At 33.6% G+C, this 26,376-nt stretch carries 20 protein-coding genes and 6 pseudogenes; 6 read left to right on the top strand and 20 right to left on the bottom strand.

Translation table 11 applies throughout. The features are described from left to right. Positions 1–88 precede the first annotated feature (88 nt). From JFU54_RS15030 to JFU54_RS15020, 3 genes are all read right to left on the bottom strand, one after another. Positions 89–1,486 (bottom strand): anti-sigma factor domain-containing protein, encoded by a 1,398-nt coding sequence (locus JFU54_RS15030; RefSeq protein ID WP_277956402.1) that lies wholly within the window; start codon positions 1,484–1,486, stop codon positions 89–91. Beyond that, entirely contained in the window at positions 1,479–2,201 is a 723-nt protein-coding gene (gene sigI, locus JFU54_RS15025; RefSeq protein WP_002128341.1) for an RNA polymerase sigma factor SigI, read from the bottom strand. The genes JFU54_RS15030 and sigI overlap by 8 nt, the downstream gene beginning before the upstream one ends. A gap of 98 nt (positions 2,202–2,299) precedes the next feature. Next, a complete protein-coding gene (locus JFU54_RS15020) occupies positions 2,300–2,494 on the bottom strand; it encodes a hypothetical protein (protein ID WP_033708374.1) in 195 nt (64 codons plus the stop codon). 215 nt (positions 2,495–2,709) lie between these two features. On the opposite strand from JFU54_RS15020, the gene JFU54_RS15015 reads away from it, so the two are divergent. Beyond that, positions 2,710–2,916 (top strand): hypothetical protein, encoded by a 207-nt coding sequence (locus JFU54_RS15015; RefSeq protein ID WP_000834521.1) that lies wholly within the window; start codon positions 2,710–2,712, stop codon positions 2,914–2,916. A gap of 68 nt (positions 2,917–2,984) precedes the next feature. Here the strand turns inward: JFU54_RS15015 and JFU54_RS15010 are convergent, their stop codons facing one another. The 3 genes and pseudogenes from JFU54_RS15010 to JFU54_RS29770 all read right to left on the bottom strand — a co-directional run. Beyond that, on the bottom strand, positions 2,985–3,281 hold the full coding sequence (locus tag JFU54_RS15010) for a hypothetical protein (RefSeq protein ID WP_242489439.1): 297 nt from the start codon (positions 3,279–3,281) through the stop codon (positions 2,985–2,987). 135 nt (positions 3,282–3,416) lie between these two features. Next, positions 3,417–3,776, bottom strand: a pseudogene (locus JFU54_RS15005) (recombinase family protein); the annotation flags it as partial. Continuing rightward, positions 3,769–3,837 (bottom strand): annotated as a pseudogene (locus JFU54_RS29770) (Holliday junction resolvase RecU); the annotation flags it as partial. The pseudogenes JFU54_RS15005 and JFU54_RS29770, both read right to left, overlap by 8 nt. Before the next feature lie 129 nt (positions 3,838–3,966). Here JFU54_RS29770 and JFU54_RS29765 point away from each other — a divergent pair. Further along, positions 3,967–4,262, top strand: a pseudogene (locus JFU54_RS29765) (hypothetical protein). A gap of 1,400 nt (positions 4,263–5,662) precedes the next feature. Here the strand turns inward: JFU54_RS29765 and JFU54_RS15000 are convergent. After that, complete coding sequence (locus tag JFU54_RS15000) at positions 5,663–6,406, bottom strand: M15 family metallopeptidase (RefSeq protein ID WP_033709884.1); 744 nt, start codon at positions 6,404–6,406, stop codon at positions 5,663–5,665. A 244-nt stretch (positions 6,407–6,650) separates the two neighbouring features. Here JFU54_RS15000 and JFU54_RS14995 point away from each other — a divergent pair, with 244 nt between their 5' ends. Beyond that, positions 6,651–6,905, top strand: a complete 255-nt coding sequence (locus tag JFU54_RS14995; RefSeq protein ID WP_002128348.1) for a SunI/YnzG family protein — start codon at positions 6,651–6,653, stop codon at positions 6,903–6,905. Between the two features lie 340 nt (positions 6,906–7,245). Here the strand turns inward: JFU54_RS14995 and JFU54_RS14990 are convergent, their stop codons facing one another. Continuing rightward, complete coding sequence (locus JFU54_RS14990; RefSeq protein WP_002185308.1) at positions 7,246–7,569, bottom strand: hypothetical protein; 324 nt, start codon at positions 7,567–7,569, stop codon at positions 7,246–7,248. Positions 7,570–7,618: 49 nt separating this feature from the next. Then, positions 7,619–8,479 carry a hypothetical protein gene (locus tag JFU54_RS14985; RefSeq protein ID WP_242489428.1) on the bottom strand — a complete coding sequence of 287 codons (861 nt, stop codon included), beginning with the start codon at positions 8,477–8,479 and terminating at the stop codon, positions 7,619–7,621. A 44-nt stretch (positions 8,480–8,523) separates the two neighbouring features. Here JFU54_RS14985 and JFU54_RS14980 point away from each other — a divergent pair. Further along, positions 8,524–8,817, top strand: a pseudogene (locus tag JFU54_RS14980) (hypothetical protein); the annotation flags it as partial. 80 nt (positions 8,818–8,897) lie between these two features. Here JFU54_RS14980 and JFU54_RS14975 read toward each other — a convergent pair. Beyond that, positions 8,898–12,179: a VaFE repeat-containing surface-anchored protein gene (locus tag JFU54_RS14975; RefSeq protein ID WP_201065003.1), complete on the bottom strand. Its 3,282-nt coding sequence runs from the start codon at positions 12,177–12,179 to the stop codon at positions 8,898–8,900. Positions 12,180–13,209: 1,030 nt separating this feature from the next. Here JFU54_RS14975 and JFU54_RS14970 point away from each other — a divergent pair. Further along, positions 13,210–14,466, top strand: a complete 1,257-nt coding sequence (locus JFU54_RS14970) for an ATP-binding protein (protein ID WP_201065000.1) — start codon at positions 13,210–13,212, stop codon at positions 14,464–14,466. A 168-nt stretch (positions 14,467–14,634) separates the two neighbouring features. Here the strand turns inward: JFU54_RS14970 and JFU54_RS14965 are convergent, their stop codons facing one another. After that, positions 14,635–14,781, bottom strand: coding sequence for a hypothetical protein (locus JFU54_RS14965; RefSeq protein ID WP_002035241.1), 147 nt, complete (start codon positions 14,779–14,781; stop codon positions 14,635–14,637). A 1,399-nt stretch (positions 14,782–16,180) separates the two neighbouring features. On the opposite strand from JFU54_RS14965, the gene JFU54_RS14960 reads away from it, so the two are divergent. After that, complete coding sequence (locus JFU54_RS14960; protein WP_098636368.1) at positions 16,181–16,813, top strand: lysozyme family protein; 633 nt, start codon at positions 16,181–16,183, stop codon at positions 16,811–16,813. Positions 16,814–17,594: 781 nt separating this feature from the next. Here the strand turns inward: JFU54_RS14960 and JFU54_RS14955 are convergent. The 9 genes and pseudogenes from JFU54_RS14955 to JFU54_RS14920 form a co-directional block, all read right to left on the bottom strand. Further along, on the bottom strand, positions 17,595–18,032 hold the full coding sequence (locus tag JFU54_RS14955; protein WP_002066317.1) for an NUDIX hydrolase: 438 nt from the start codon (positions 18,030–18,032) through the stop codon (positions 17,595–17,597). Between the two features lie 797 nt (positions 18,033–18,829). Further along, a complete protein-coding gene (locus JFU54_RS14950; protein WP_201064997.1) occupies positions 18,830–19,807 on the bottom strand; it encodes a DUF4179 domain-containing protein in 978 nt (325 codons plus the stop codon). 3 nt (positions 19,808–19,810) lie between these two features. Then, a complete protein-coding gene (locus JFU54_RS14945) occupies positions 19,811–20,341 on the bottom strand; it encodes an RNA polymerase sigma factor SigX (protein ID WP_002016748.1) in 531 nt (176 codons plus the stop codon). 789 nt (positions 20,342–21,130) lie between these two features. Continuing rightward, positions 21,131–21,214, bottom strand: a pseudogene (locus tag JFU54_RS14940) (YjcZ family sporulation protein); the annotation flags it as partial. Positions 21,215–21,500: 286 nt separating this feature from the next. Beyond that, a complete protein-coding gene (locus JFU54_RS14935) occupies positions 21,501–22,481 on the bottom strand; it encodes an alpha/beta hydrolase (protein WP_016100944.1) in 981 nt (326 codons plus the stop codon). Positions 22,482–22,663: 182 nt separating this feature from the next. After that, positions 22,664–24,031 carry a sensor histidine kinase gene (locus JFU54_RS14930; protein WP_201064995.1) on the bottom strand — a complete coding sequence of 456 codons (1,368 nt, stop codon included), beginning with the start codon at positions 24,029–24,031 and terminating at the stop codon, positions 22,664–22,666. Further along, entirely contained in the window at positions 24,028–24,702 is a 675-nt protein-coding gene (locus JFU54_RS14925) for a response regulator transcription factor (RefSeq protein ID WP_002084315.1), read from the bottom strand. Before JFU54_RS14925 ends, JFU54_RS14930 begins: the two co-directional genes overlap by 4 nt. Positions 24,703–25,088: 386 nt before the next feature. Next, positions 25,089–25,323 (bottom strand): annotated as a pseudogene (locus tag JFU54_RS29760) (GNAT family N-acetyltransferase); the annotation flags it as partial. Between the two features lie 156 nt (positions 25,324–25,479). Continuing rightward, positions 25,480–26,367 carry a LysR substrate-binding domain-containing protein gene (locus JFU54_RS14920; RefSeq protein ID WP_002142572.1) on the bottom strand — a complete coding sequence of 296 codons (888 nt, stop codon included), beginning with the start codon at positions 26,365–26,367 and terminating at the stop codon, positions 25,480–25,482. Positions 26,368–26,376 lie beyond the last annotated feature (9 nt).

Here is a 26,376-nt window from a genome sequence, read left to right as displayed (position 1 = left end):
AAAATATCTTCAGATGGAAGGAATCTCCCCTCCGTTCAATATTCTATAGATTTTTCTTTCACTAAATATTATGTGGTAGGAGCTTTCCTTACTGAGACCCTCTGCCATTGTTCCCTTGCTGGTGCCCATTATTCCCTTGCGATCCTCTACCGTTGTTTTCTTGCTGATGCCCATTATTCCCTTGCGATTCTCTTCCGTTGTTCCCTTGACCATTCCCATTATTCCCTTGCGATTCTCTTCCGTTATTCTCTTGCTGATGCCCATTATTCCCTTGTGATCCTCTACCGTTGTTTTCTTGCTGGTGTCCATTATTTTCTTTTTGTGGACCTCTACCGTTGTTTTCTTGCTGATGTCCATTATTCCCTTGCGATTCTCTTCCGTTGTTCCCTTGCTGGTTTCCATTATTCCCTTGGGACCCTCTGCCGTTGTTTCCTTGCCCATTTCCATTACTTCCTTGTGACTCTCTGCCGTTGTTTCCTTGCCCATTTCCATTATTTCCTTGTGACCCTCTTCCGTTGTTTCCTTGCCCATTCCCATTATTTCCTTGGGACCCTCTGCCGTTGTTTCCTTGCCCATTTCCATTATTTCCTTGTGACCCTCTGCCGTTGTTTCCTTGCCCATTTCCATTATTTCCTTGTGATCCTCTTCCGTTGTTCTCTTGCTGATTCCCATTATTTTCTTTTATTTGCTTCGGTTGTTGTTCATTAGATTGCTTTTGTTCTATATGCTCTTTCTTCTCGTTGCTTTCTTCTTTTACAGGAGATGCGTCCGATGATGCATCAGAAGATGACTTTTGTTGTTCTTGATTAGACGGAGGTGCAGGTGGAGTAAGCGATTTTTGCTTCTCATTCTCTTGTTTTATATAAACGCCCGTTCCAACCCCTGCTTTCTTGGCATCCCCCCGCATTTGCATCGTACTGCTTTGATATTCAACTGTAATATGTTTTATCTCATACTCTTTCTTTAATTCCTGCATAACCTTTTCCAACTGTGGTTCTAGCGACTTGTCCTTTGCAACAGCTGTTAGCATAACTTGCTTATCATTCGTTAAGTACTTATCCTCTTGACTCTGCTTTATAATAGTGCGTATCACATCTTGCAGATGCTTATTTTCCCACCCTTTCATTTCTTTTAAAATACGCCTTCCGTCATCATTACAAGCCCGCAAATCTATAACACGAAGATCTTCCGTTACGCTCGCCTCTAAACTTGGATTTATATCAACTGAGACATAAGCAAACACTTTTTCTTCTGGTTGATTGTAGAAAAACAGCAATACGCATAGAAAACCAGCAACAATTACTGTTGTAGGCTTTAAGAAAGGTGGCATTGAAAAACGCGGTGCTCTTTGCTCTTGTTCGTTAAACGAGATTTCCTCTCCAATCATGTAAGAGTGTACTTTTCTTTTAAACGTAATAAACTCTCCATTTGGAGTTAAAACAACTACGTTATGTTTCTTTATATCCATCACAATTCCTTTATTCATCATGCTTCTCCCCTCTTATATAATCCAGAATATATGTATAGTTGTTTGCAAAGATAATACACATCGCAATAATGTATTTTCGATGTCGCTCCAACGTTTTACGACTTACCCTAACACGTGGTTCAATATGTTTAAGGGGTAACTTTTTCTTTCGGAACAGCTCTTCCATCATTTTCTCGTCTTTTATAATAATCTTTACAATTTCTATTAAGTGCTCACGCGTATCACGATGCTTAGGGGATTCCTTAGCAAGCTCTGAAAATGTGATTTTAAACTCAGCTAGCACACTTTGAAAATGAAGAATTTCCTCCTTACGGTTACTATTTTCCATCTCTTTCATATACTCCGTAAGCGATACTTGTATTTCTAATATTTCCTCTTGCTTATCTTCTTTTAAAAAGACAAGATTATGCTTAGACTCCTTGCGTATATAGTCAATTACATCTCTTTTTATAAGAAGATCAGCAAACGCTAGAAAAGATTTTCCTTTTTTATATGAATACTGTTCAATTGCTTCGTTAAATGCAAATAATCCAATGCTATATTCATCATCCTGCTCTGTAATGTACCTGCGGCAGACAGACGATATTGATTTTCTAATAAACGGCTGATACTGTACGATAAAAGCTTCCTTATCTCCACCGTTGTTTTGTATGTTAAATACGATATCTTCTATTTTCGTTTTTTTTAAGATTTTCATTACTAAACTCAACACTAGTAATCTCCCTGCCTCCTTCTGCTTCAAATAGCAAAATGGTCACTAAACAAGTGACCATTTAACCACATTTTCTTAGTACTTTTCTTTGGGCTTGTCTACTTGCTATTGCTCATATTTTTCGAGGCCGATTTTTTTATATGACTATTTTTTCCACTTGTACTAAAGTGAAGTCTGTATTTTGTATTACTTTCTTGTTTTCTTTTGCAATACCACTTGCTCTTTTCTATTTTAGCTGCAATCTTTGAATAACTCTTCGCTATATTTTTGGTAATTTTAGCTTTTTCTTTCATTTATTTTCTTCTACTTATATATATTCGAAGGAATAAATAATTTTATGGGGGTCAAAAAAATATTTTTTATAAAATAGTTATTTTTTTAAAAATAAAAACCATCAATTGGAAGAAACTCGTTATAACTCCTCCTTATGGTAATTCCTTTGTAAACTTTTTATTTAAATGTATAATTGTATTAAAAGTCTAAAATTTCAGAATCAGAGGGCGGCGTCATGAAAAGTTTTGGTACGTTAGTAATCTCTACCGTCATTTCAGCAGGCTTAGTGTATTATAATATCGATTCCTTTTATAATAAATTTACATCCGGGAATACATATTACTGGGTAAACGGTATCCTAGCTGCTGGATTCCTTATATCCTTAATTATCAACATAAAAGATATCATCAAGAAAAACTACACAACTTCTGAATCAAATTAAGGAGCCTATTATGGTTCCTTTTTCTATGCAAAATAAAAAAGCAGCTGTTAAGCTACTTTGAATTCTTCTTATCCCCAAATGAAATGATATATATATTCTCCCGTTACACGTTCATTAATTCCAGCGATCCTAGCGAATCTCATTAAGTCCGCCCCTTGAAGAAAATACACCGAGATCGTAACTGGTACTTGTGACCACATGAATTGATAAAGCTCATTCACTCTCTGATTCGTCGAAATGATTAAATCATTTACAGGTCCATGATTCCATGCAGAGGTTTGAACTGAAGTGAACGGAAGGTCTTTCCCATTAACCACTATTCTTACCACACTTTGAGTTATGTCCACAACAATCCCCTCCACCATTACAAAATTTAAACCTGTTTCTATACTCATATTCTTGATTAATAATAAATGTTTAAGGCAACCCCTATTTTCATTTCTACTCAAGAACAATTTATTTGATAAAATAAAAAAGCAGCGGATTCGCTGCTTTAAAATCTACATAACTCCCTTTTCTTTTGCTCTCTCATAAAGAACCGTGCGGCTTACACCTGTAACTACACATATCTTCTTTACTGTAAGCTTGTTTTCCTTTCGGTTTGCAAGCAGATCTAAAGCATGTTCCATATTAGGATAATCATCATCGTACTTCTTAGGGCGCCCTTTATAAACACCACGCTCTTTAGCTAGTTCAATACCTTCTCGTTGCCGCATTCGAATTAGGTCACGTTCTAACTGATTAACACCAGCCATTACAGTGAGTCGGAAAGTGCTGTATGGATTATCGCTTGTAGTATCAAGCCAATTGTCTTTTAACGACTTAATAGAAGCGCCTTTTTCTTTAATTGTTTCTATGATACATTTCATTCGCTAGATTGATAAGCATTTCAAATGCCATCCCACGGTTTCCGAGTCCCATTGTTATTCCTCGCTTTCTATTAAAAGGATTATTTTGTTAAAAAATTGATTCTAATTTATAACCTCTATCTTTTTCCTTCATTTCCCATTAAAATTGAGTAAAACTATTTTGAAAACATAGGAGAAAGCTATGAAGCACAACCTCAATCTATGGTCCTTTATATGCTCTTTGATTTGCGTTGGACTATTCCGTTTATATTTTGAAATTCCACTTGAATTATTCAAATTTTTCACGGATTCATTACACATTCACCCTTTATTTATATTACTAGTTTTAACAATAGGAACTTTTTTGCTGGCATTATAGGATTTTCTAAGATAAATAATTGGATTGCGATGCTTAGGAGTGTAGCAACAGTCTTACTAACATTGTTATTATCAGTGTTTTTAACACTAACTTTGATTGTGGGTTATGCATTAAGTTAAACGTAGTTTTTTATGAGTAAAACTCAATATTCCGTCAATAATATAGATGACATTAGATTTTTCTCCTTGTTCCCCCTTGGAGATGAGCAGTTAGTTTTTGCTAACTGCTCTTATATTTATAACAAAGATAAGATTCTTTAGAATGATTCTTCTTTATTTCTCAATATAAGGAGCCTTGAATTTTCATTAAAACTCCTGTAGTATATGAACAAAGAGTAAGGTAAGAGTTACTCTTTGCCATTTTAGGAAAGGTTCTGTTGGAAACAACAGGACCTTTTTTCGTAAAGAGATGGTTTTGTTTAATTTCTCACCACTAACCACAAAAAATATCTTATAATCGTTATATAATAAATTAAAATAATGGATTAGGAGTAGATCAAATGCCAGTTACACTAGAACTTATTCTTTTCATTCTTCTAGCAATTAGCGCTATTGGCTATTTAGTAAAAGAATTTCAAAAAACTAGGAAAAGAACACTTGGAATTTCACTAGAATTCTTGGTTCTTTTCTGGTCAATATGGAGAATATCGACTATCATAATCTGATTTGTAAAACATGAATTCCTTCGAATAAAAATCAATATTATGTCCATAATGTTGATAGGCTGTATGCCAAAATCCATTTAGTTTTCTCTGTATCTCCTTGTATTGAGCAGTTAGTTTTTGCTAGCTGCTCTTTTATTTATGAAAAAAGATAAAAATTTTTATAATGATTCTTCTTTATTTCTCAATATAAGGAGCCTTGGATTTTCATTAAAACTCCTGTAGTATATGAACAAAGAGTAAGGTAAGAGTTACTCTTTGCCATTTTAGGAAAGGTTCTGTTGGAAACAGCAGAACCTTTTTTCGTGATTTAAAGGTACTAAGACAAAATGAAATATTTACCATGAAGGTAATTGTTAAATATTTTACGCTTATACAGTATAATGGGATAGTTATTGTGTATTGGCATTAAGAGGAGCGTCCTGATTAAGCGCTTCTCTTTTTTTATAAAATAGCTCCAAATTACTTGGACACATTTACCAGTTTATTCAACACAAATATCATGTTAAAATCCCTTGTGAATACGACATAACTCAACTTGGTGAAGCCCTGTAATATTTCCTGTAGGGCTTCTTTTTTTACAAGCAGTTATTTCATTAAGCTGACTACCTTGTTGTGCAAAATAACGATTTTGTTCACTTTTTTGATACATTTATAAAACATTCATATGTTATCTTCAGTAAGTTCTATTTCCTTTATAATATTGTGTGAAGTATACCAACGAACGAAGCCTAAAAAACTCTAATGAAGTGATGAAAAAAACCTAATTTCTCTACAAAACATTGAGAAATTAGGCTTTTTAATAGAAAAAGTAGCATTCATAAACAATGAATACAGTTTAACTCTTCAATTCTATTTTCACAGATTCATATATTCTTCTAAAGTCAGTTTTTCCTTATATATATTTTCAGCAATATCTCCTACATAGCGAATATGCCAAGGTTCATATGCATAACCCGTAATACTTTCCTTCCCCTTAGGATAACGAATGATAAACCCTGCACGATGCGCGTTTTCTTTCAGCCATTTTCCTTCCTTCGTATTCGCAAAGGATAGCTCTAGTTCATTGTTCGCACTTTTAGAAGAAACATCCATCGTTAACCCTGTTTGATGTTCACTATGCCCTGGCTTTGCAGAGAAGCGATCCGTATGCTCTTGCCCTTTCTTTTTAACATTGTTGGCATACAGACCTTTTTGATACTCATAGGAACGAAATCCTGAAACAGCATTCAACTGGATCCCATCTTGCTTAGCTAAAAGGAATAGTTTTTCTAACGCTTCCGCTGCTTCTTTACGAAGATGACTCTTTTCTACCGTTCCACTAAATGAGAACGGTACATTTGGTACAACTAAATCCTCTGGCATATAGTCTTCGGGTAAACCATATTCCTTATTTACTACAGCCTGTATACTAGCAAAGGAACTTGCTATCTTATTTGAAGTCCCATTTTGCTTACTATTTTTTTCTTTATTTATGGAGTTTTCACTAGTTTCATGGTTTGTCTTATATGGTTCTTTACCAATAGATATATTGGTGTAAATGATAAAGATACCTAGCATTACTACTATACAAGTTAAGGTTCCTACTAATTTAAGTCTCATCATTCATTTCCTTCCTGCAACTCCTACTGTTACTCATTCATCATACTTCAACCATATCAAATCCATATTAATTCCTTGTGAACTTTTCTTCATAACGCATTCCTTAATAGATTGATAGTATATCTTCCCGTTCTTTTGATACCCTTAAAATATCAGCTCTATTTATAGATGTAGAAAAATAATCTAAAGATTTGTATAATAAGATAAGAAGTGTAGCATTCTGTTATAGAAAGGTCTTGGTATAATGCTAGGCATTGATGTCAAAAAAACAAAAGAGGAGTTAATTATTTCATGGCAATTTGCGGAGGTCACGATTCCATTACGTGATGTGATTGAGGTTACCGAAGATGCTACCTATGCGGGTGTTGAAGAACCAAGTGCAATCCGTATCGGAACAGCATATGGGACAACTGATCGTATATTAATTAAAACTGTAAAACAAAATTATGTATTATTTACTACGAATAAAGTGTCGATTTTAAACGCAATTCACGCGTAACAATGAGTAGATAAACGCGCTTAAACAAAGTTCAAGTGAAATAAAAAGGTGCAAAGTCATAGAATTGACTTCGCACCTTTTTCTATATTTGTGAGGGTAGCATGTAATTGATGCCGCAGAAATTGGGATGCAAAATTGCATCTTTAATTCAGATATATTAATAATAAAGATGAACTGCTCAACATTTTTCTTTTAAGTTAGTATTTCAAACCCTAGCTACCTAAAGAACTCAAGTAAACGTATCTTAAATCCTTTTAAGTGGCACAAAAAGCGTCTATGTAGGCGCTTTTTGTATAAGAAAACACCTTATATGCATAAGGTGTTTTCTTATTTCATCTATCTAGAACTTCTCTATTTGAACTGTAAAATGTGGCTTGAATTTTACTTCGATTGTTTTGTTTTCTACGCCGCCTTGGACATATAATGAGTCATTACGGGTATAGATTCGTTTCGCCGAATGTATCTTGGTTTCAAATATGCATTTATTTTTGTAATACAATTGTAATTCAACAGTTTCCTCGTAATAACACATAATCATTACTAATTCAAATCCTAATTTATCTATTTTATTATATCTATATGCACCTGCACCAGGAATAAAATAATCTTCTGGTTCACTCTCGAATATTTCTAATAATTCGTATTCATCATATTGAATATTCATTTTAACAACTCCTTTCGTGAATGGGCTCAATCTACTTTATTTATAATATTCACGATTTATTAGGTACAACGGAAACAACATCGCCACTATCATTCAATACGACTCTAACATCTTTCCCATCGTATTGCCATAGACCAGGTTTATTTCCTGGTTTTTTAGTATCATGCTTAATTGTTTCTTCTACTACGCTTGGTGTTACACCTCGCGGATCAACTTTTTTTAATTCCTCCATATATTCTTTTGATCCGAATGTGTAACCATTCCTTTCAGCTCTTTCACGTGCACGCTTCGTAAGTTCTGCCCGAACCTGAATTGTATCAGGTGCCATTCTTTCAAGCGCATGTTCAGTATACTTACGCCCATCAATGACCCCTCCGCCTCTTGGCATACTCCATCCAATCTCTTCAGTTACCTTTGATACTTTTCCTAAATCCTTCGCTTTTTGTTCTAACTCACCATATTTACCGAATACACGTCCAATAACTTTAGGAGCCCCACCAAAAACAGTAGAAACGGTTCCCCATACATAGTCATTTTTGTCATACTCTCTATCAGCGAAATATTCTTTGCCGTTAATGAGTTGTAGCCCTTGTTTGATTTGCCCAATAACTGGAATGAAATCAAGTGACATCGATCCAAGTTCATTTGTACGCTTCTGTTCTGCCAAAAACTCTTCCATTTTTTCAGGTGGTACACCAAAATCTTTGAGGCGAGTAGATAAACCATCCATGTTTCCAACATTTTTAGCCATATTAGACGTATCTATTTTATAGCCTGAAATCTTATTAGCAGAGTCCATAATGTTATTGGCAGCATCTAATCCAGACATGATATCTGTATGCAAGGTTGGGAATGCTTGTTGAGCTTCTGCAACATGCGTTGAGACACTATTAATTAGTCCATCAGCCATTACCGCTTGTTTATGAAGTGATGCCCCAGCTTTTTGTATGGTGCTTGGAGCAACGGACTTGTAAACAGTGTGGCCATGTCATTCAAAGTAAAGCTAAACTACGTCTAGGTCTCTGCCCTAGCTGTTACGAACACCAAGTAATTATGAATCAATTAAATGTAGAATTTAAGAATTTTAAATCCACATGTATTATGGAAATGTACGCCGATTATGTAGATTCAAAAAGATGGATTTCATTAAGTGATGCAACGAAATTAACGATTAAACACCGAGCAGCTGCTGACTGTTTTGCTGTCCTGGAATTATTACAACAACTCAAAAATAAGCAAATAGATTAAAATACTGTAACTAGGACTAAATTATTAACATAAAAATAAGCACATCTAGTAAAAAAACAGATGTGCTTATTTTTTAATTTTTATGCATTTTTACGTTTTAGGAAAATCACTCCACCAACAATTAACAATAATGCACCTGCAGCCATAGAGATCCAGCTTGTAAGGTCAGCGCCTGTTTGCGGTAACCATCCAATTTTAGATTGAATTTCTTTCTTAGGTTGTGGTTGCTCTTTTACTTGCTCTTTAGGTTGCTCTGATGTTGGAGTATTTTTATCTTGATTCGGCTGTTCTGGTTTTGGTTGTTCCGGTTTTACCTCTTTAAATTTCACCGTTTGACCCTTATCTTCGATGTCAACATGAATAGCAACCAAAACATTATCTTGATACAATTCTTCAAACACTACCACTTCTTTACCTTGTAATGCAGATGCATTAAATGTGAAATCGAGTGTGATAGAACCATTTTTTTCTTTTGCAGTAAACTTAGATTCTACTGTTACTTCTTTATCATCAACTAATAATGGTTTTTTTGTTGCTTTATCCATTAGTTTGCCTTTTACAACGTACTCTTTACCCACGATTAAGTCTTTGTATTCCACTTTATCTTGGATTGTTACAGATTTAGAAGCGTCTAACTCTTTAGAACCATCAGCTTTGTTTGTAGCTGTTGTTTTAATGGAAGGCTCTACAAATCGAACTGTTTGACCTACATCGTTAATGTCAGCGTGAGTTGCAATTACTTGACCTTCATGCAATAAGTCTTCAAACACAACTACTTCTCTTCCTTGCTGTTCAGCACCAACGAAAGTAAAGTCTAATGTTACAAAACCATTCTTTTCTTTTGCAATGAACTTAGTCTCTGCTGTTATTTCTTTACCATCAATTAATAATGGTTTGTTAATAGCTTTGTTCATTAATTTACCTTTTACAGTGTACTCTTTACCAACAACTAAGTTAGTATACTCTACTTTATCTTGAATAGTGATAGAATCCTTTGAATGAATCTCTTTTCCACCATCAGCTTTGTTTGTAGCAGTTGTTTTTACTGATGGCTTAACGAACTTAACTGTTTGACCTTTATCATTGATATCAGCATGTGTAGTAACAACTTTTCCGTCTTTCAGTAACTCTTCGAATACTACTACTTCTTTTTCTTCTAAACCAGTTGCATCAAAAGTGAAATCTAGTGTAATAGAACCATTTGCTTCTTTTGGTGTAAACTTAGTTTCAGCAGTTACTTCTTTACCATTTACAACTAATGGTTTATTAGTCTCTTTATCCATTAATTTACCTTTTAAAGTGTACTCTTTACCTACTTGTAGGTCTTTGTATTCCACTTTATCTTGGATTGTTACAGACTTAGAAGTGTGCATTTCTTTTGTACCATCGGTTTTATCAGTAGCTGTTGTTTTTACTGATGGAATCTTTTCATCTTTGACAATATGTTTAATGATTTGACCATTCTCTTTGATCTCAAAAGAGAATATTTCTTCATTCAATACATAACCTTTTGGTGCAACAGTTTCTTTATATGTGTATTTTCCAAATGGTAACTTTTCAAACTTCGCGATACCTTTATCGTCTGTTTTCCCTTTAACTACTTCTTTTCCTGCTTCATTATAAATAGTAAACTCTGCATTCGGAAGCTTATTGTTTCCATCAGCTACATCAACTTTTGTAATTTCTAGATCACCTTTGATAAGATGATTAACTGCTAATAACTCAATAATTTTTCCGTGTTCCTTTATTTCGAACACAATTGGTTCTGTAATAAGAACGTAACCATTTGGAGAAGCCTTTTCTACAAATGAATATTTACCATACGCTAAATCTTTGACGTTAACTTCACCATTTTTATCTGTCTTATATTCCCCAATTACTTTCCCGCTTGCATCTTTTAGCTCGAATACTGCACCTTCTAATTTTTTACTGATATCTTCATTATCTACTTTTAGTAATTTCACACTACCTTTCACTTCTGTATTTTCCACTGTAAAAGTAAGTGTTTTATTGTGCTCTTTAATTTCAAAAGGATACTTTGTTTTATTTCCAATATATCCATTAGGTGTTTTTGTCTCTAAGAAATAATATTTACCATACGTAAGACCATCAACATTTGCAATTCCATTTTCTTTTGTTACTACTTTTTTCACTTCTTTTCCATCTTCAGTAAAGACCGTGAATTCAACATTAGGCAACATCTTACCTGAATCACTAAGTTTTTTTATTTCGATGTTACCTTTTACTTTGTTGTTTACTACTTGAACAGCTCCTATTTCCCCTGTCTTAACTTCAATAGTTTGTGGTTTATCACCTGAAACATAACCTGTTGGTGCTTTAATTTCTTTTACTGTGTAGGTACCAATTGGTAGGTTATTTAATTCTGCAGTACCATCAGCACCCGTCGTGATTTTTCCAACTGATTCATTATTTGCATTAAAGACTTCAAATACTGCACCAGCTAATATTTCTCCATTTTCCCCAACCTTTTTAATTTTTAAAGAACCAGCAGCTTCCCAATTTACTGCAAGGTCACTACTAAGCTTTTCCTCATTTCTTTCTAGTAGCACTGTAGCATTCTGAACAGTATCAGTACCGCGATAAGCAATTGCTTGAACTTTAGTTACATTTGCAGCAACACTTAGATTAAATTCACCCGTTTTTGTATCTTTAGGAATTTGGATACGGAATTTTTCCCCAAGTGAAAGCTGATCTTTCACTTCTCCATTTTCACTAACAATTTTAACTCCATTAGGTGCATTTTTCGCTACTACTTTATAAGAACCACTCTTAGCATTTGTTTGTACTGTGTATAGGTTTGTTTCAAAAAACTCACCCTTTAATTCTGCCTTTTGCTTTTCAGCAGGAATCACATTCATAAAAATATCTTGAGTATCTTCACTTGTATTTGCAGCATTAATAATTGTCTTAGCCGCTTTTTCAACATTTTTATTTTCATGCTTTAATTCATTTACATCAAGTTGACCTAATGCATTCCAAACCGCAAGCTGAGTTGCATAATGTGCTTCATTCTTATTAGCTACCCCCAGTTGTTCTATACTTTTTTGTGGGAAACCATTTAATAGAACCCTATATACTACATTATCTGTTTTCCCCATTTCAGGAAGATCTTCACCATTTGGTGATTTTAAGCCAAGAGTTAAACAATAAGCAATTTGACCGCTTGAATTTTTAATAATTTCAGTTCGAATGTACTTACCTAAACTGTTGCTATAACTCCAGTTCATTGAATACTTTTCATGCGTCATAACCTCCGCATTTGCCTTCGGTAGAAACACATTAAAGAATAATGCTAGTACTGATAATAATGCAAAAACTCTTTTAACAACTCTTCTCCCCAATTTTAAAACCTCCCTAGATAAAATGAACCCGATGTATTATTCAAATATTTAAAATAATCACAACGAAGATATTTCATATTATAAGACATAAAGTTACAAATATTATATTATTTTTACAAATTATTTATTTTCTCAACAACCACTATAAATTATAATATTAAAACATTACATTTCGCAAAAGTAACAATATTAGGATACCTTAACAAAATAAGAAACTTGGTAAAATACTAGAATAACGGTAGTTGGAGTACGGAAACGATTCTTCGCATGAAGGACCACTCCAAAGATATTTTAATATGTAAACAGATATTTTCAGATTGAATATATGTATTAATAATGAAATTTTATTGCATTTACACCTGCAATGTTTATATAAAAGATAGTAAATTATGTTTTTATAGGATTTTTTCTATTAGTTTACTGGAAATTTGCATTATTATGTGACAATAAATATCATTGTATTTAATATAAAATGATATAAAAAAAGGGGTACGTAAATAATTATTAGAACTTTCAATCAATTAATTATACTAAAATTAGTATTAAGAATATTAGTAAAAAGTAACAACGTTATTACGAAGTTCGGATATTGGTCTAAGTACCCTAGCATCTCAATGGTAACCTCTTGAATACTTTTACGTTTTTAAATAAATTAAAATAACAAAAAAATAATAATTTTTAATTTTTTCTTTGTAATTTAATAAGTTGCATGTTAATATGGCGAAGGTTATAAAATGGATTTCGCCATACACAATGTTTTTTCGGAATATTCACTCCAGAGAAACGTAACTATTTCAGTAATTTGCTTCATCTTTTACCTATACAAGGGCTACTTTCAATTTTTTTTGTTCATAAGTAAAAGTAACTTTTTATTTCTATCTTCCTCATCGATTTTAATATAAATGGTAAAAAAGCACTTTTTCAAGTGCCCTTCCTTTTCTTTTTTAAAGATAGAAAATCTAATAAAATCAAACACCTAGATTAAACACATACATAATCCTACTTACAAACTCTCAGAGAGGTATAAACTATGGGAATTCCTACACTATTATTAAATACATTTATTATTATTATTTGTATCCTTAGTTACCAAGTATTTTGGCTAGAACATAAAGAAAAAATGGCATGTAATAATATATTAATTTCTGTACTTTCCTCCATTGCAATTATTTTTTGTATGACTTTTCCTTTTCATTTACACGCTGGGTTCATTTATGATTTACGTTTTATTCCCATTATATTAGTTTTTCTATATGGAAATACAAAGAGCATTATTTGTATTGGAGTTTTATATCTTTCTTATAGATTTTACTTAGGTGGAAGCGGAGTCTTCCCATCATTTATTATCTTTACTATTATTTCTGTTATTACAATCATGTTTCGTTACTTGTCACCTACTTATTTCAAGGAAAAGAAGATATTATTAAGTATTCTACTTATTTTGATATGTACAACTTCCCTTTCTATCTGCGGTATTGTAACGCAAATAAATACAGGTGGTAAAATTGACTCTACTCTCATTGAATTTTTATTCAATTATATAATCATAAATATTTTCACAGTATTATTATCAGTTTATTTAATAGAAGGAATGATCGAGAAATATAAAATAAAAGAAAGAATGCAAAGAGCAGAAAAATTTTATATAGCTAGCGAACTAGCTGCATCGATCGCGCATGAAATTCATAATCCACTGACCACGGTACGTGGATTCACTCAATTACTAAATGAAGATGAGAGTGCTAAGATGTCTCAAGATAAGTACTTAGAAATTATGTTACTTGAAATGCAGCAAATACAATCTACTATTAATAACTATTTATCTTTAACCAAACCACAAAACATTATAAAAGAGGAACTAGATATTAATTACATATTAAATCAAGTGAAAGATAATATTTCACCACTCGCTCTTTCATATAATGTTGAAATAAAACAGCATATTACAACAGATTCCCTTTACATAAATGCTAATACTGAAAAATTAAAAATATGTCTAACCAACATCATACAAAATGGAATTGAGGCTATGAAAAATGGTGGCGTATTACAAATAAATATACAAAAAATAAAAGATAATATTGTAATTGATATTATTGATACAGGAATAGGAATGTCTTCCCAACAAATAAAACGTATTGCCTTGCCATTTTATTCAACAACAGAAAAAGGTACTGGGCTTGGTACTATGATTGCGTACAGTATTATTAAAGAATTAAACGGAGATATAGAGGTAGAAAGTGAACTAGGAAAAGGAACACACTTTTCTATCACTATCCCCTGCTAATATAATAGAAGATGTATTTAAATGATATTATTTTGTAGCTAATATAACCATATAAAAAGAAGACGTAACTATTCGTCCTTTTTTTATATGGTTTTGGTGCAAAAATGTTAGTTAGAAACATAGAGTAGCAATTTCACAATTTATTCACAAGTACCGTTAAGCGCAAGTTTACGTTAAGTATGCTATTTGCATAATAATGTTTTCAAGAAAAAAGTAGCTGTACTTTTGTGCAGCTACTTTTTTATGCAATAAATCAGTAATAGATATTCGAGCTGCAATAAATGCCCCCTTTATACTTTGAAATGTAATTTGCAAACTACAATTTATCATATTATTTTCATCTAATTAGGCACAGAAACATTTTTGCAAAATCTTACTACTTTTAGGAAAAACGTTTTTAGGGTACATTTTAAAATAGCTCTTTTTCTTTGAAATGTTTCTGTGCTTAATATTTAAAATATCTTATGTCAAAATTTCCCGCAACAAATATGTTAAATGATTCATAATTATATATAATATGGAATATTAAAGTTAAATATTCCGTATTATACTCTATTAAATATAGCGTATTTAATTTATTAGTAATTAATTTATTAGTCTAAGTATGAATTATAAAGTATATTTGTTTAAAATTGTCACAATATAATATTATATTCGACGTTTTTAATTACTCGTGAAACATTTGCAAATGTTTTAACCGTTATGTATAAGGTAAATATCCCCTCTAAATATAAGATTTACTTAATTTAGATTCTTTCTCTCATAGTCGTAATGTCGAAAAAAGTCGAATTTTTATATTTTTTCTTTACTTTCTAGTTGTAAACGTTTTATTTTCATGTTACCATCTTAATCAAACATTAGATGGTAATAAAACTTAAAGTATTTCTTTCCCTTAGAGACATATAAACGTTCGGTAATACCATGAAAATAAGGCCAAAGAAATATGAGTTACCTGATAAAAGATTTAATAGGATTTTTACCACTTTAATTTTCTGTTAATTCAGAATGTAACACTTTAACATTTTGTCCCTAAACAAAATTTAAATTTTAGTGTAGTAAACTCAAAAAGCTAAATCACCCACCCAAATTAATAAATGATATATCCTGTTATATCTAGCGATCAGTCATGAGAAATAGATTTCTTCCTAAGAAAACTTAGCCCATTAATAAAAAGTGTCTAAATTTCTATCTTTATTACCATCTATTGTTGATAACATATTTACCAACTATAAAAAAGAGCCTATTGAAGGTTCTTTTTATTATAATCATTGGTGTTGAATCTTTATTCCCTCACCTTATATAGCTTTCTTTTATTAACACTTGAAGACTTATTGAGGTACGGTTCTGATTTTAATTTTTTTTATTTTTAAGCGACTAATTTCCGAATGATGGGCCATCCACAGTTTTATATCTAATAAAGAAAGAATTATATCTGTTTCAAGTGATATTTTGCTTACCTCCTTCTCTCTTATGGGTTATGTAGATAATATATCTCTTGAACCTGGAGCCTTTAGAACACATAATAGATACCCTAAAAAATGGACTTTATTTTATCTTTATCTTATCTTTACCTTATCTTTAAATTTTTCTATTAAACTTAGCATTTAGAAAAAAATTTTCGAGTCTAAAAAAGCTAGAAAATAGAGAATTATTGAATTTTTTAATAACCAGCCACCATTGAAAATAGGGTTTCTTGTAAAAGGAGGAGTAATATTTGAAGAATAAGAGAAAAGTACAAACTATTATATTATTCTTTATTAGTATTTTAGGGTTAGGAACAATAATCGGGATACTATATTTTAATGACAAAACCAATACTCAAAAAAATAAAGCGTTTGCTACCGAGGAACGTTTATTGCAATATGAGCCCATCATGAAAAAAGAATTAGAAAAATATAATTTGGGAGAAAAAACAGCAATTTTACTAGGAATTATGTACCACGAGAGTAGGGGTGAGGGCAACGATCCTATGCAATCTTCCGAATCACTTGGATTAAAGCCAAATGAAATCCAAGAGATAAACTTGAGCATTAAACAAGGGGTAAAACACTTTGTTCAAATGTATAGATATGGAGAAGAAAAAGGTGTTAGCATGGATACAATTATTCAAAGCTATAATATGGGGCCGGGCTATATTGATTTTATTGCCAATCAAGAAGCTAAACAACACTCGGAAGATACAGCTAAACAGTTTTCTAAGTTGAAAGTTGATCAGAATCCAGCTACATACACTTGTGGTGGAAATAAACAAAATTTTAGATATCCATATTGTTACGGTGATTTCACATATACAACAAAAGTGAATGAAAAAGCAAAGCTTATTGAAAAACGCCTCCAAAAAAATTAAAATTGTATATATTTGTTTGAAGGAGTTTTCCATTTACTTTTATATGGTTTTTCATCAACTTTTATCCCCTCTTACCATCTAAATGTATATATACAACTATCGTATCATATTTCAATTTAAATACGGCTCTAGTTACATATTTCGCAAGAAATCTATCCAGAATATAAATAAAATCACCATTTTACATGAAATAGTATCCACTTAGCGAATTCATTAGGCATAAAAATAAATGTTGATTCAATAAAAAGAGAGTACCCTCGCTATTGGTGCTCTCAATGTGAATTGGGGTTTATCCTGAGCATTGAATAGGACACGAAGAACTCGTCCTGTTACATAATATTATGCTTGTCCATATTATAAATGTGCAATAAAAAAAGCACCCTCGCCCAGGCGCCAAGAGATACATATACGTTGAGGTAACTAACACGTTAGAAAAGGCCCTTCCATATCATTGTATGATTATCAATTATCTTTATACCTAGCAGACTCATTAAATACGTTTAATGTATCATTTCTATTAGTTTAACCATACCTAATGCCATCCAATTCATGGTTAGTATTCTAAATAGACCAACGATGTATTATAATCCTTTATATACCCAAGGAGGTTTACTATGCTTAATTTTCATAAAACATTCCCCATCTTAGGATTCTTTTGGTTTTTATATAGTTTTATCGGCATCATCTTTTTATTACTATTCCTTAACGTGTAGTAACGACGCGTATAAATATATGTTTAATGTGTGATTTCTATTATCGGCTTTGTTAACTAACACTTAAATTATTTTAACAGCCTTTTGTTTAATTCCCACAAAGCTGTTTTGTTACTATCCCATTTTAAAAGCGTTACGGCTTCCTCAAAGCACAACCATTTATACTTGAAGTGTTCTTTAGATAATTTAATATTTTTTGTAGGAACTTTAACTCCAAAAGAAAATTCTTTTATTACATAAACATCTTCTCCCCAAAGAAATTCACCAACTACATCCTCTACTGGTAGTGAAGACACAGAATCTAGTTTTATATATGGACATTCTCTTATAATACCAGCCTCTTCAAACGCTTCCCGTTTTGCTGATTCAATAGGAGTCTCACCATCTTCTCCACCACCAGCTATTCCTTGCCAATAACCATAATCACTTCGATTAAAAATGCCATATTGAATGGAATCATCAGTTTTTATATAAGGAAATATCAATACTTGATACGGTGCTCTCATTGCTTAACCTCCTCTCGAAAAAATATGAACAATTTATTCACTAACTTGCTATTTTAGTAAATAAAGAGCCAACATCAAAATTCTACATTAATAATGCAGGTTTATGGTATCGGCTCTCCATTTTTTAAGAATTTTATTTTTCATAAATAGGTTTACTCTTAACGTGATAAAACCTGCTTATTTCTTATTTAATTTGCTTAGCGTGTTTTTTTCGAAATGCTGGCGGTATCACATGTTGACTAACCAGTCCAAATAGTCCCTAAAACGGTCGTTTAAGGAACTTTATTTATATCTATCAAAACTGACTGAAATATGTTTAAAATTCAGTTCAAAAACTCATGACCAAAAACAAATTTTTATATCAAACATCAAATACCGTTTATGGAACACTCTTAATGTACGGAAAACCAAGTTTTTAAATAAAAAGTTCCTTAGCGTACGAAATTCGCGTTATGTTGGCGGGACCCCATCGCCATCAAGTTAAGGTTTTGAAGTACCCCCTAAACGAAAAAATTCTTTCTCTATAGGTGCACCATATCAAAAAAGAAAATTGTAAGTTTAGACACATTTTAGATACAAAATAACCGATTCCTTATACGTTAAGGGACCGGTTATTTATTTTCCTACTTTTTTAGGGAGGTTTTTCTTGTAATGGTCTTAAATGATTGATTTAAGGTTATAAACTTAAATCATAAATAAAAGATAGAGTAAAAACTATATAAGAAATAAATGTAACGAAAACAAGAAAACATATAAACTGAGCATTAGATACATATTGTTCTATTCTTTTTTTCATTTTAATTAGTATTATTTTTCAGATGTGAAGTATCAATTTGAATTTCACCTTTCCAAGATCCAATTACTTTTCCAATTCTATTTATATTTACATCTAAAGTAAGGGGCTGTTTAAAATCGTCTTTTCCCCCAGAAACTATAACAAATGTAGCAACACCTTCGGGTTTATCATTATCACGAATACCTACATCATTTAATTTTTTACCTGCTGCCATAAGTTCAAAAGGAAGACGGTCATCTGAATCATGGATAAATGATAGTCTCCCTTCATGTTTAATCTCAGGGTTTTCCTCTTGTTGCCCATTAATTTTACCATCATTTTCGAGCTCTAATCCTGATGTATCAAATTCAAATGGTACTAAACTTCCGTCAGCTTTTTCCATTCTATAATGAACTGATATACGTGAATCTGCGATATATAATTCTTTGAAATGTACAGTAATACTTTGATCTGTAATTTTTTCATCAATAGGAATATATTTACCATTCTTCATCATATCTTGTGTGACACCATTTTCATCTTGTATTCCTTCATTTACAACTTTATCATTTGTAATTGCATCAGAAAAATATGAGGCAGCATTTGTAGCCGCTACTTGTACTTGTGGAATCATTGCTGTTGTGAACAGTGCTGCTGCAGCTACTGCTGTATACATGAAACGTTTTGATTTTTTACTCATGTTTGTAAAGAGTCCCTTCTTCTGTTGTTTTTTGTGATTTATATTAGAAACATTGTCTAGCTTGGAACGACTTTCAAATGTTTTCCATGCTTGTTCTATATCAATTTTGATTTCTTGTGGTGAATTTGCAGATTCTTCATCTAGCATTACGTTTTCCCATTGATTTAATTTACTGATTTCTACTAATAAATCTTGGCATGCTTCACATGTATCTAGGTGCTTTGTGAATTCCTTTCTTATATCATGAGAAAGTTCTCCATCAATATATGTTTGAATAAATCCGATATCATAACATTTCATTTGTTATGCCTCCTCCATTTGTTTATAAATCTTGCGAAATTTCATTTTGGCTCGGACCAATAATGTTCCAATAGAAGATATTTCAATTTGAAGTATTTCTGCAATTTCTTTATATTGAAAACCAGAGAATTTCATTAGTAAAAGGGTTCGTTCTCGATCATTCATTTTATTTAGTATCGTTTGTACCTTTGTAATTTCTTCTTTTCTTATCCAATCATCGTCTAATGATGAAACATTTTGTACTTCATGGTATTGTATTTCTTTATCAATCTTCGCTTGTTGCCTTTTTTCAGATCGCAAATGGTTATAAGCTACATAAGTAGAAGATTTAATCAACCATCCAGGTATGTTTTCAATTACTTTCCAGTCGCTACGATATAATTGTAAAAACACTTCTTGTGCTAACTCTTCAGCGATAGATTGATCTTTAACAATCCATATAATCTGTTTCACAGCATAAGCATAGTACTGCTTAAATAAATCTTCAAAAGGCATATCAGAAGCATGACTTTCTTCATTTTCTATGGTTAACATGTTAGTTTAAACCTCACTTTCAATTTGATGCCTGTATTATAGAGAAACCAGAAAAACCGATTTTGTGACAGTTTTTCTGGTTATTTTTTATTATGTACTAAAAAAAGCATTCATCTGATTAAAAGATAAATGCCAAAAGGGAAATGAAAACATAAAACTATAACTCTTGCAGTAGTTTTCTATTAACGGGGTACCGCCACATCGCTATCAAGCTAATAAAAAGAAATGCAACAACAAAAAATTGCATGATAAACATAAAAAATAAGTCAGATACCGATTTGATGAGACCCCATAAAGAAAAGACACCCTAAGGTGCCTTCCTCCGACTTGAACCACTTTAATTTAATAATATGTATTGGACATTAAGTAAACACGTCCTATAAAACAGAATCATTTATTTTCAACAGATTGTTAGTGTACAAATACAAGAGAATCGAGATCGTTTGTTTGGCTAGATTAAAGCAACGCCACACCTATATGGTTGAGATGTGTTACGCCTTCTAATCGGAGAATCAGCTTTATAGAACGTGTCCACAATTTATATTTTACTACATGTAATATTTATTTTATGTAATTTTTACAAATATGTATAATTACATAAAATTTACGAGAAAAAGAGAGTATACTTTGATATTGTGTAATAAAGATAAGGCCCACCTACGGAAATAGGTGGGTTTTTTGTTGGGCATTACTATCTCATTGCACAAAAGGGAATTTGCATTAAAATAATATCATATTCTTAGAGTTCTTATATTGAGAAAAAAGACACTCTTATGAGTGCCCCTTTTTTTAGTAACCGAATCCGCCCCAACAACTACATCCTATAATGATTAACAGGATGAATAGAACGATCAGTAAAGCAAATCCGCCACCTAACTGTTAACGCTTAAAGTTACCTTTAGCCCTCCAAGACTCGCTACGAGCGAATGGCTAGTTCTTACTCGACGGGAATCCCACCCGTTATATGATACGACCTAGGCTTGGCCGCACACCTGCCTCGTTAGTTAATATGAAAATGAAACCCAATGTCTTTCAGGCGAAAGTATAATCTTCGTTTGGAAATATACAACTGTTTGGACATAAAAAAGACCATCGAAATGATGGTCTTGCAGACTGTAGACAAATGCATAAAATAACGGATGAACATTTCTCTGAACACTTACTTTACTTCTTTCATAAATAGTCTAACGTTTTCAGCGATTTCTTTGAATTTGGTATGGTGTAAATAATGTGATCCATCCATGGTTACTACTTTTCCATGTACCGAGTCTTTGATCTGCCCTTCATGCAGAGGTATCCATCCTGCTACATCTTCACTATTCGCTTGTACAAAGAGAAGAAGTGGAAGATATTTAGGGAAGATTAAACCTTGAGCCCCTTTAAAATTAGACGAAATATGGTCCATCTCATTCAAGGTTGTGTCATTATACATGTTTTTATTCGAAATCATTTTCATTTGCTCTACGGTTTTTTCATCAAATGCCAGTCCAGCATAGGGGTCAGCACTGATTTTCATAGCCAATCTTAAGAGGCCTGATTTTTTGAGATATGCAAACGTTTTTAATGGGAAATTGATATCCATACCCGGTTGTGTTGCAACACTGCTATCGATTCCGACAAATGCAGTCACCTCGTTTGGATATTTGTTCACATAATCAATTCCATAAATACCTGTAATGGAGTGGCCCATGAGCATGTATCTGTTAATATTAAGCTGCTGTAGAGCTTCATGAACTTCACTTACCATATTCTCCGTGGTTCGCTCTTTTACAGTTTCATCACTTAATCCATAACCGAAAGGCTCTACCGCAACAACTTTGTAAAATGGAGATAATTCATCGATAAGAAGCTTAAAATCAAGCCCTGGAGTAGCTGTTCCATAACCAGGCAGGAGCACGATCGTTTCCTCGCCCTCGCCTTGAATTAACACATTCATGTTTTTCCCGTCTACAGATACGTGCTGCCCGTAGGGCACTATTCGTTTTTGCTCCGAATGACTACTCATCACATTTACGATATAAACAATACCTAAAAAAAGTACAATGGCTAGAACGATTGCTCCTATGATTTTAAGTAAGATGTTTCGCACTTTCTTTATTTTCATTCCGCTCAGCGTTTTCTTTTCCTCTTGTTGTGTCACTGTCATCTTCTCCTGTCCTGATCTGTTTGCCTTCCTTCATGTGCCTGTAATGAAAACTTAACCAATGAAGATGTACTCACCATGACGACAATATGAACTGAATATGAACTGCCAAAAAAAATGCTACGGCTCTATATGCAAGTAAGCTTGCATATGAGTCGTAGCATAGAGAATGAATCTAACTAATCTGTTGGTGTAGTGATTGGCAAGGTGACAATGAAGGTCGTTCCTTGACCAGGTTCACTTTTCACTCGGATGTCACCTTGATGAAGCGACACGATCTGTTTAACGATAGCGAGTCCCATACCACTTCCGTCATACTTACGACTGTGGGAACGATCGGCCTTAAAAAAACGATCGAATATACGCTTCTGGTCGTCAAGGTGAATACCAATACCAGTGTCGGATATTAGGATTGTCACGTTTTTGATATCTTGTTTGATGCTTACGTTAATCACGCCGGCATCCTCGGAAAATTTGATGCTATTTCTGAGGATATTCGTCCATACCTGATTTAACAGGTCATGATCAGCCGTTACTTTAACTGTCTGTAAATCAAGCTCGAAATGTATATCGCGAGCAGACCATTGTGGCTGGAGCGCCACGATTATCCGTCGGATTTGTTCATCGAGGCTGAGTGTGACGAGCCGCAGTTGCTTTGACTGCGATTCAAGAAAACTCAGCTTTAGCAGGTTATCGCTCATTTTGGACATCCTTTTCGCTTCAGCGATGATAATATCAAGATAACGGCTTCGTTCGTATTCTGAAAGGTCAACTTGCTTAAGCACTAGAGCATAACCGGATATCGAAGTGAGCGGAGACTGAACCTCGTGCGACACGTTCGTTACGAATTCCCTGCGCATCTGCTCAAGTTGCTGCAGATCGTGCATCATTTCTTCGAAGCTGCGAGCCAAAGTACCCAGCTCACTCGTTTGCTTAATATTCAACTTGACGTTGAAATCTCCAGATGCTATCCGCTTGGTCGCTTTTGTCAGCTTTTTTATCGGTCTTACCAGGAATACAGAGGCAACTAGAATCAATAAGCTTCCTGCAATCAACGAACATGTTGCAAAGACCAATGCCCACTTTGTGACAAAAGAGGCTGAAGGAGGAGCGAGCGCTTCCAAAAATATCGCTTTCGTTCCCATTTCTGTTTTCAATGGCAACCCTAAGAGGACCGTGGCAATACCATTAGGAGTGTCCTGAACAACACCTCCATCTAATACTTTCTTTAGTTGCTCCATCGTCACAGGCGCAGGTTTGTGTCCGTGAATTTTACCGTAAGACTTGAACTGACCCGTTGCTTCGTAAATTCGAATATAATAAGAATCGAGCTGCTTCATTTCACTTACGAACAAGTCCGCTTCACGTAACGGAAAGGTCTTGTAAATCCGGACGATGTCTTGGCCAAAGTTACGTGAGTTGATTTGAGCGTTTTCGTTCAATTTATCTTCGAATATCCAAGTTGACACAAAAAAAGAAATGATCGTGCCCCCGATGATGGAGACTAAAAATGTCAGGACAACACGTATATATAAGGATCTGATCATTCATAAACCTCAAGCCGATACCCAAGCCCGCGCACCGTTTCGATCCGAAAATCGGGTGTTGTCGCGAACCGTTCACGCAGCCGTTTAATATGTACGTCTACCGTTCGATCATCTCCGGCGTAATCGATACCCCAAATCTGATCGATCAACTGCACGCGCGTATAGACTTGTCCGGGTGTTCCAGCGAGCTTATACAGCAATTCGAACTCCTTTAGCGGCAACTTAAGCGACTCCGTCCCGTTCATCACCTTATAGGTCTGTCGATCAAGGATGACGTTCCCGAAATGGATCTTCTGCGTGGAGCCAATCTTGTATCGTTTGAGTAGTGCCCTAACACGAACCGTCAACTCTAACGGATCGAATGGTTTGGTTAAATAATCGTCCGTCCCAAGTTCGAAACCTTTCACTTTCTCCCATGTTTCTCCTCTCGCAGTCAGCATAAGTAAAGGTAGATCAGGATTGGCTCTTCGGAGCTCCTTGCTTAACGTCCAACCATCCATAATCGGCATCATAATGTCAAGTACGACAAGATCGACATTCGTTGAGATGTAGACGGCCAGTGCTTCCTTGCCGTCCGCTGCTTCAGCTGTTGCGAATCCGTCGTTGCGTAGAAATAAACAGACGAGTTCGCGAATGTTCGCATCGTCGTCAGCAACTAGTATAGTAGGCATCGGTTCCCTCTTTTCCCTGTTTTCCACCGCATTATTTCAAGCAATCATTATACTATAAATTAACACGTATGTTGATTAACCAAAGTAATACAGTTTCTTGATTTATCGACCTGTAGAATTCAAGTGTTTCTTTCAAACTAATTTGCCACTCAATTGACAAGGCTTCACAAAGAAACAGGCATGTGAAACCTGCAAATGACAAGCGTTTATTTTGTCTTTTGGCCTTGTGCATGAAGAAATTTCAGCAAAGCATAGGCAATTATAGCTGTGAATAACTGATTGAACAACGCATTGGATGTTGTGCCAAACAATACGGGAACGTTCAAATTCAGCTAAATCCAGCGGAAAAATGATTCAATTGCCCAGCGCGATTTGTACATGGCGGCGATTCCTTCGGACAGACAGATTGACAGAACATACATTCCCCAAACTACTCCAGTAATTACACCATCTGAAATAACACGTCCCATACCCACTAATTATTTTTCATCAAATGCGTATGGCGTATCAACTTTGATTGCACATTCGTTCCAAATCATTACTTGTTAATTTAAGTGAATTCCATCATAAAGATTTATATAGGTTTAGTAATTAGTCAAAGTTATTAGGGTGTTCTGTCATATAATTTATATATTACTATATAATTACCTCCTGATTTTTGTATATTATAGTTCTACATCGACACATAATATATAACTTTTTCTCATTGCTTATTGAACTAATCTACTCCGTTCAAGAAGAACCCTATCAGTTTAAATAACTCAGATTTTGGCAAAATTAAATTGATTCAAATGATACCCACCTTTTAGTAATCTCAGAAAATTTCTTAGTCGCGAGTGAGGTTGGTTTTCTTATAGCTAATCCAATAGTTCGATAGCTATCACTTTCAAGTGGAATGGCTGCAAAAGAAATTTTTGATGTCGGTATAATCATTTCTGGCAATATACTAATTCCTAGATTATTCTCCACCATGGAGATCACTGAGTATTCATTCATATTTTCGAATCGAATATTGGGGCTAACTTTATTCTCCCTAAATATTTTTTGAATATCATCATAACACTGATATGTTGGCATAATAAAAGGTACATTTTCTATTTGTTGCATTGATACTTGGTTTTCCTTACATAATGGGGATTGGTTAGATACAACACATAAAAGTCGATCCCTCTTCAATTGTACGATTTCAAAGGATTTTTCAAATGATTCAAAGTAAGTATCATTATTAATAAATCCACAATCTAATCTCCCGTTTTGTAACCAATTCTCAACCTCAGCATAGTTTCCTTCCAGTAATTCGATTTCAATATTTGGAAACTTTTCCTCCATTTTTTTAAGAATACCAGGAATCCAGTTTTTAGAAATACTCGAAAAAACCCCCACTCTTACTGTTCCTTTTTGGAACCCATTGATAGCGGCTACTTCCTGCTTCAGCATGTTGTTATAGTATAAAATTTTCCGAACGGTAATTAAAAGCTCCTCTGCATTTTTGGTCAATGTTAAAGTAGAGTGATTACGAATAAATAAAGGAAAGGAAAACTCTTTTTCCAAACTGCTAATTGCATGACTTACAGCAGATTGGGTGAAACCTAAAACTTCTGCAGCTTTTGTAAAACTATTGAGTTCTGCCACTTTGTTAAATATTTCATATTTTGTTAAAGTCACTATGGTCCT

The sequence above is a fragment of the Bacillus sp. TH19 genome (assembly GCF_016651075.1).
Lineage (GTDB): Bacteria > Bacillota > Bacilli > Bacillales > Bacillaceae_G > Bacillus_A > Bacillus_A mycoides.
This window is presented reverse-complemented; position numbering and strand designations above follow the sequence as displayed.

Bases quoted from the DNA above. Each gene is read 5' to 3' on its own strand.
- JFU54_RS14995 (WP_002128348.1), top strand. From the start codon at position 6,651: ATGCTAGGCATTGATGTCAAAAAAACAAAAGAGGAGTTAATTATTTCA.
- JFU54_RS15020 (WP_033708374.1), bottom strand. From the start codon at position 2,494: ATGAAAGAAAAAGCTAAAATTACCAAAAATATAGCGAAGAGTTATTCA.
- JFU54_RS14945 (WP_002016748.1), bottom strand. From the start codon at position 20,341: ATGTTAACCATAGAAAATGAAGAAAGTCATGCTTCTGATATGCCTTTT.
- JFU54_RS14955 (WP_002066317.1), bottom strand. From the start codon at position 18,032: ATGAGAGCACCGTATCAAGTATTGATATTTCCTTATATAAAAACTGAT.
- JFU54_RS15010 (WP_242489439.1), bottom strand. From the start codon at position 3,281: ATGGTGGAGGGGATTGTTGTGGACATAACTCAAAGTGTGGTAAGAATA.
- JFU54_RS14990 (WP_002185308.1), bottom strand. From the start codon at position 7,569: ATGAATATTCAATATGATGAATACGAATTATTAGAAATATTCGAGAGT.
- JFU54_RS14950 (WP_201064997.1), bottom strand. From the start codon at position 19,807: ATGAAATGTTATGATATCGGATTTATTCAAACATATATTGATGGAGAA.
- JFU54_RS15030 (WP_277956402.1), bottom strand. From the start codon at position 1,486: ATGAATAAAGGAATTGTGATGGATATAAAGAAACATAACGTAGTTGTT.
- JFU54_RS15015 (WP_000834521.1), top strand. From the start codon at position 2,710: ATGAAAAGTTTTGGTACGTTAGTAATCTCTACCGTCATTTCAGCAGGC.
- JFU54_RS14970 (WP_201065000.1), top strand. From the start codon at position 13,210: ATGGGAATTCCTACACTATTATTAAATACATTTATTATTATTATTTGT.
- JFU54_RS15000 (WP_033709884.1), bottom strand. From the start codon at position 6,406: ATGAGACTTAAATTAGTAGGAACCTTAACTTGTATAGTAGTAATGCTA.
- JFU54_RS14925 (WP_002084315.1), bottom strand. From the start codon at position 24,702: ATGCCTACTATACTAGTTGCTGACGACGATGCGAACATTCGCGAACTC.
- JFU54_RS14985 (WP_242489428.1), bottom strand. From the start codon at position 8,479: ATGGCTGATGGACTAATTAATAGTGTCTCAACGCATGTTGCAGAAGCT.
- JFU54_RS14930 (WP_201064995.1), bottom strand. From the start codon at position 24,031: ATGATCAGATCCTTATATATACGTGTTGTCCTGACATTTTTAGTCTCC.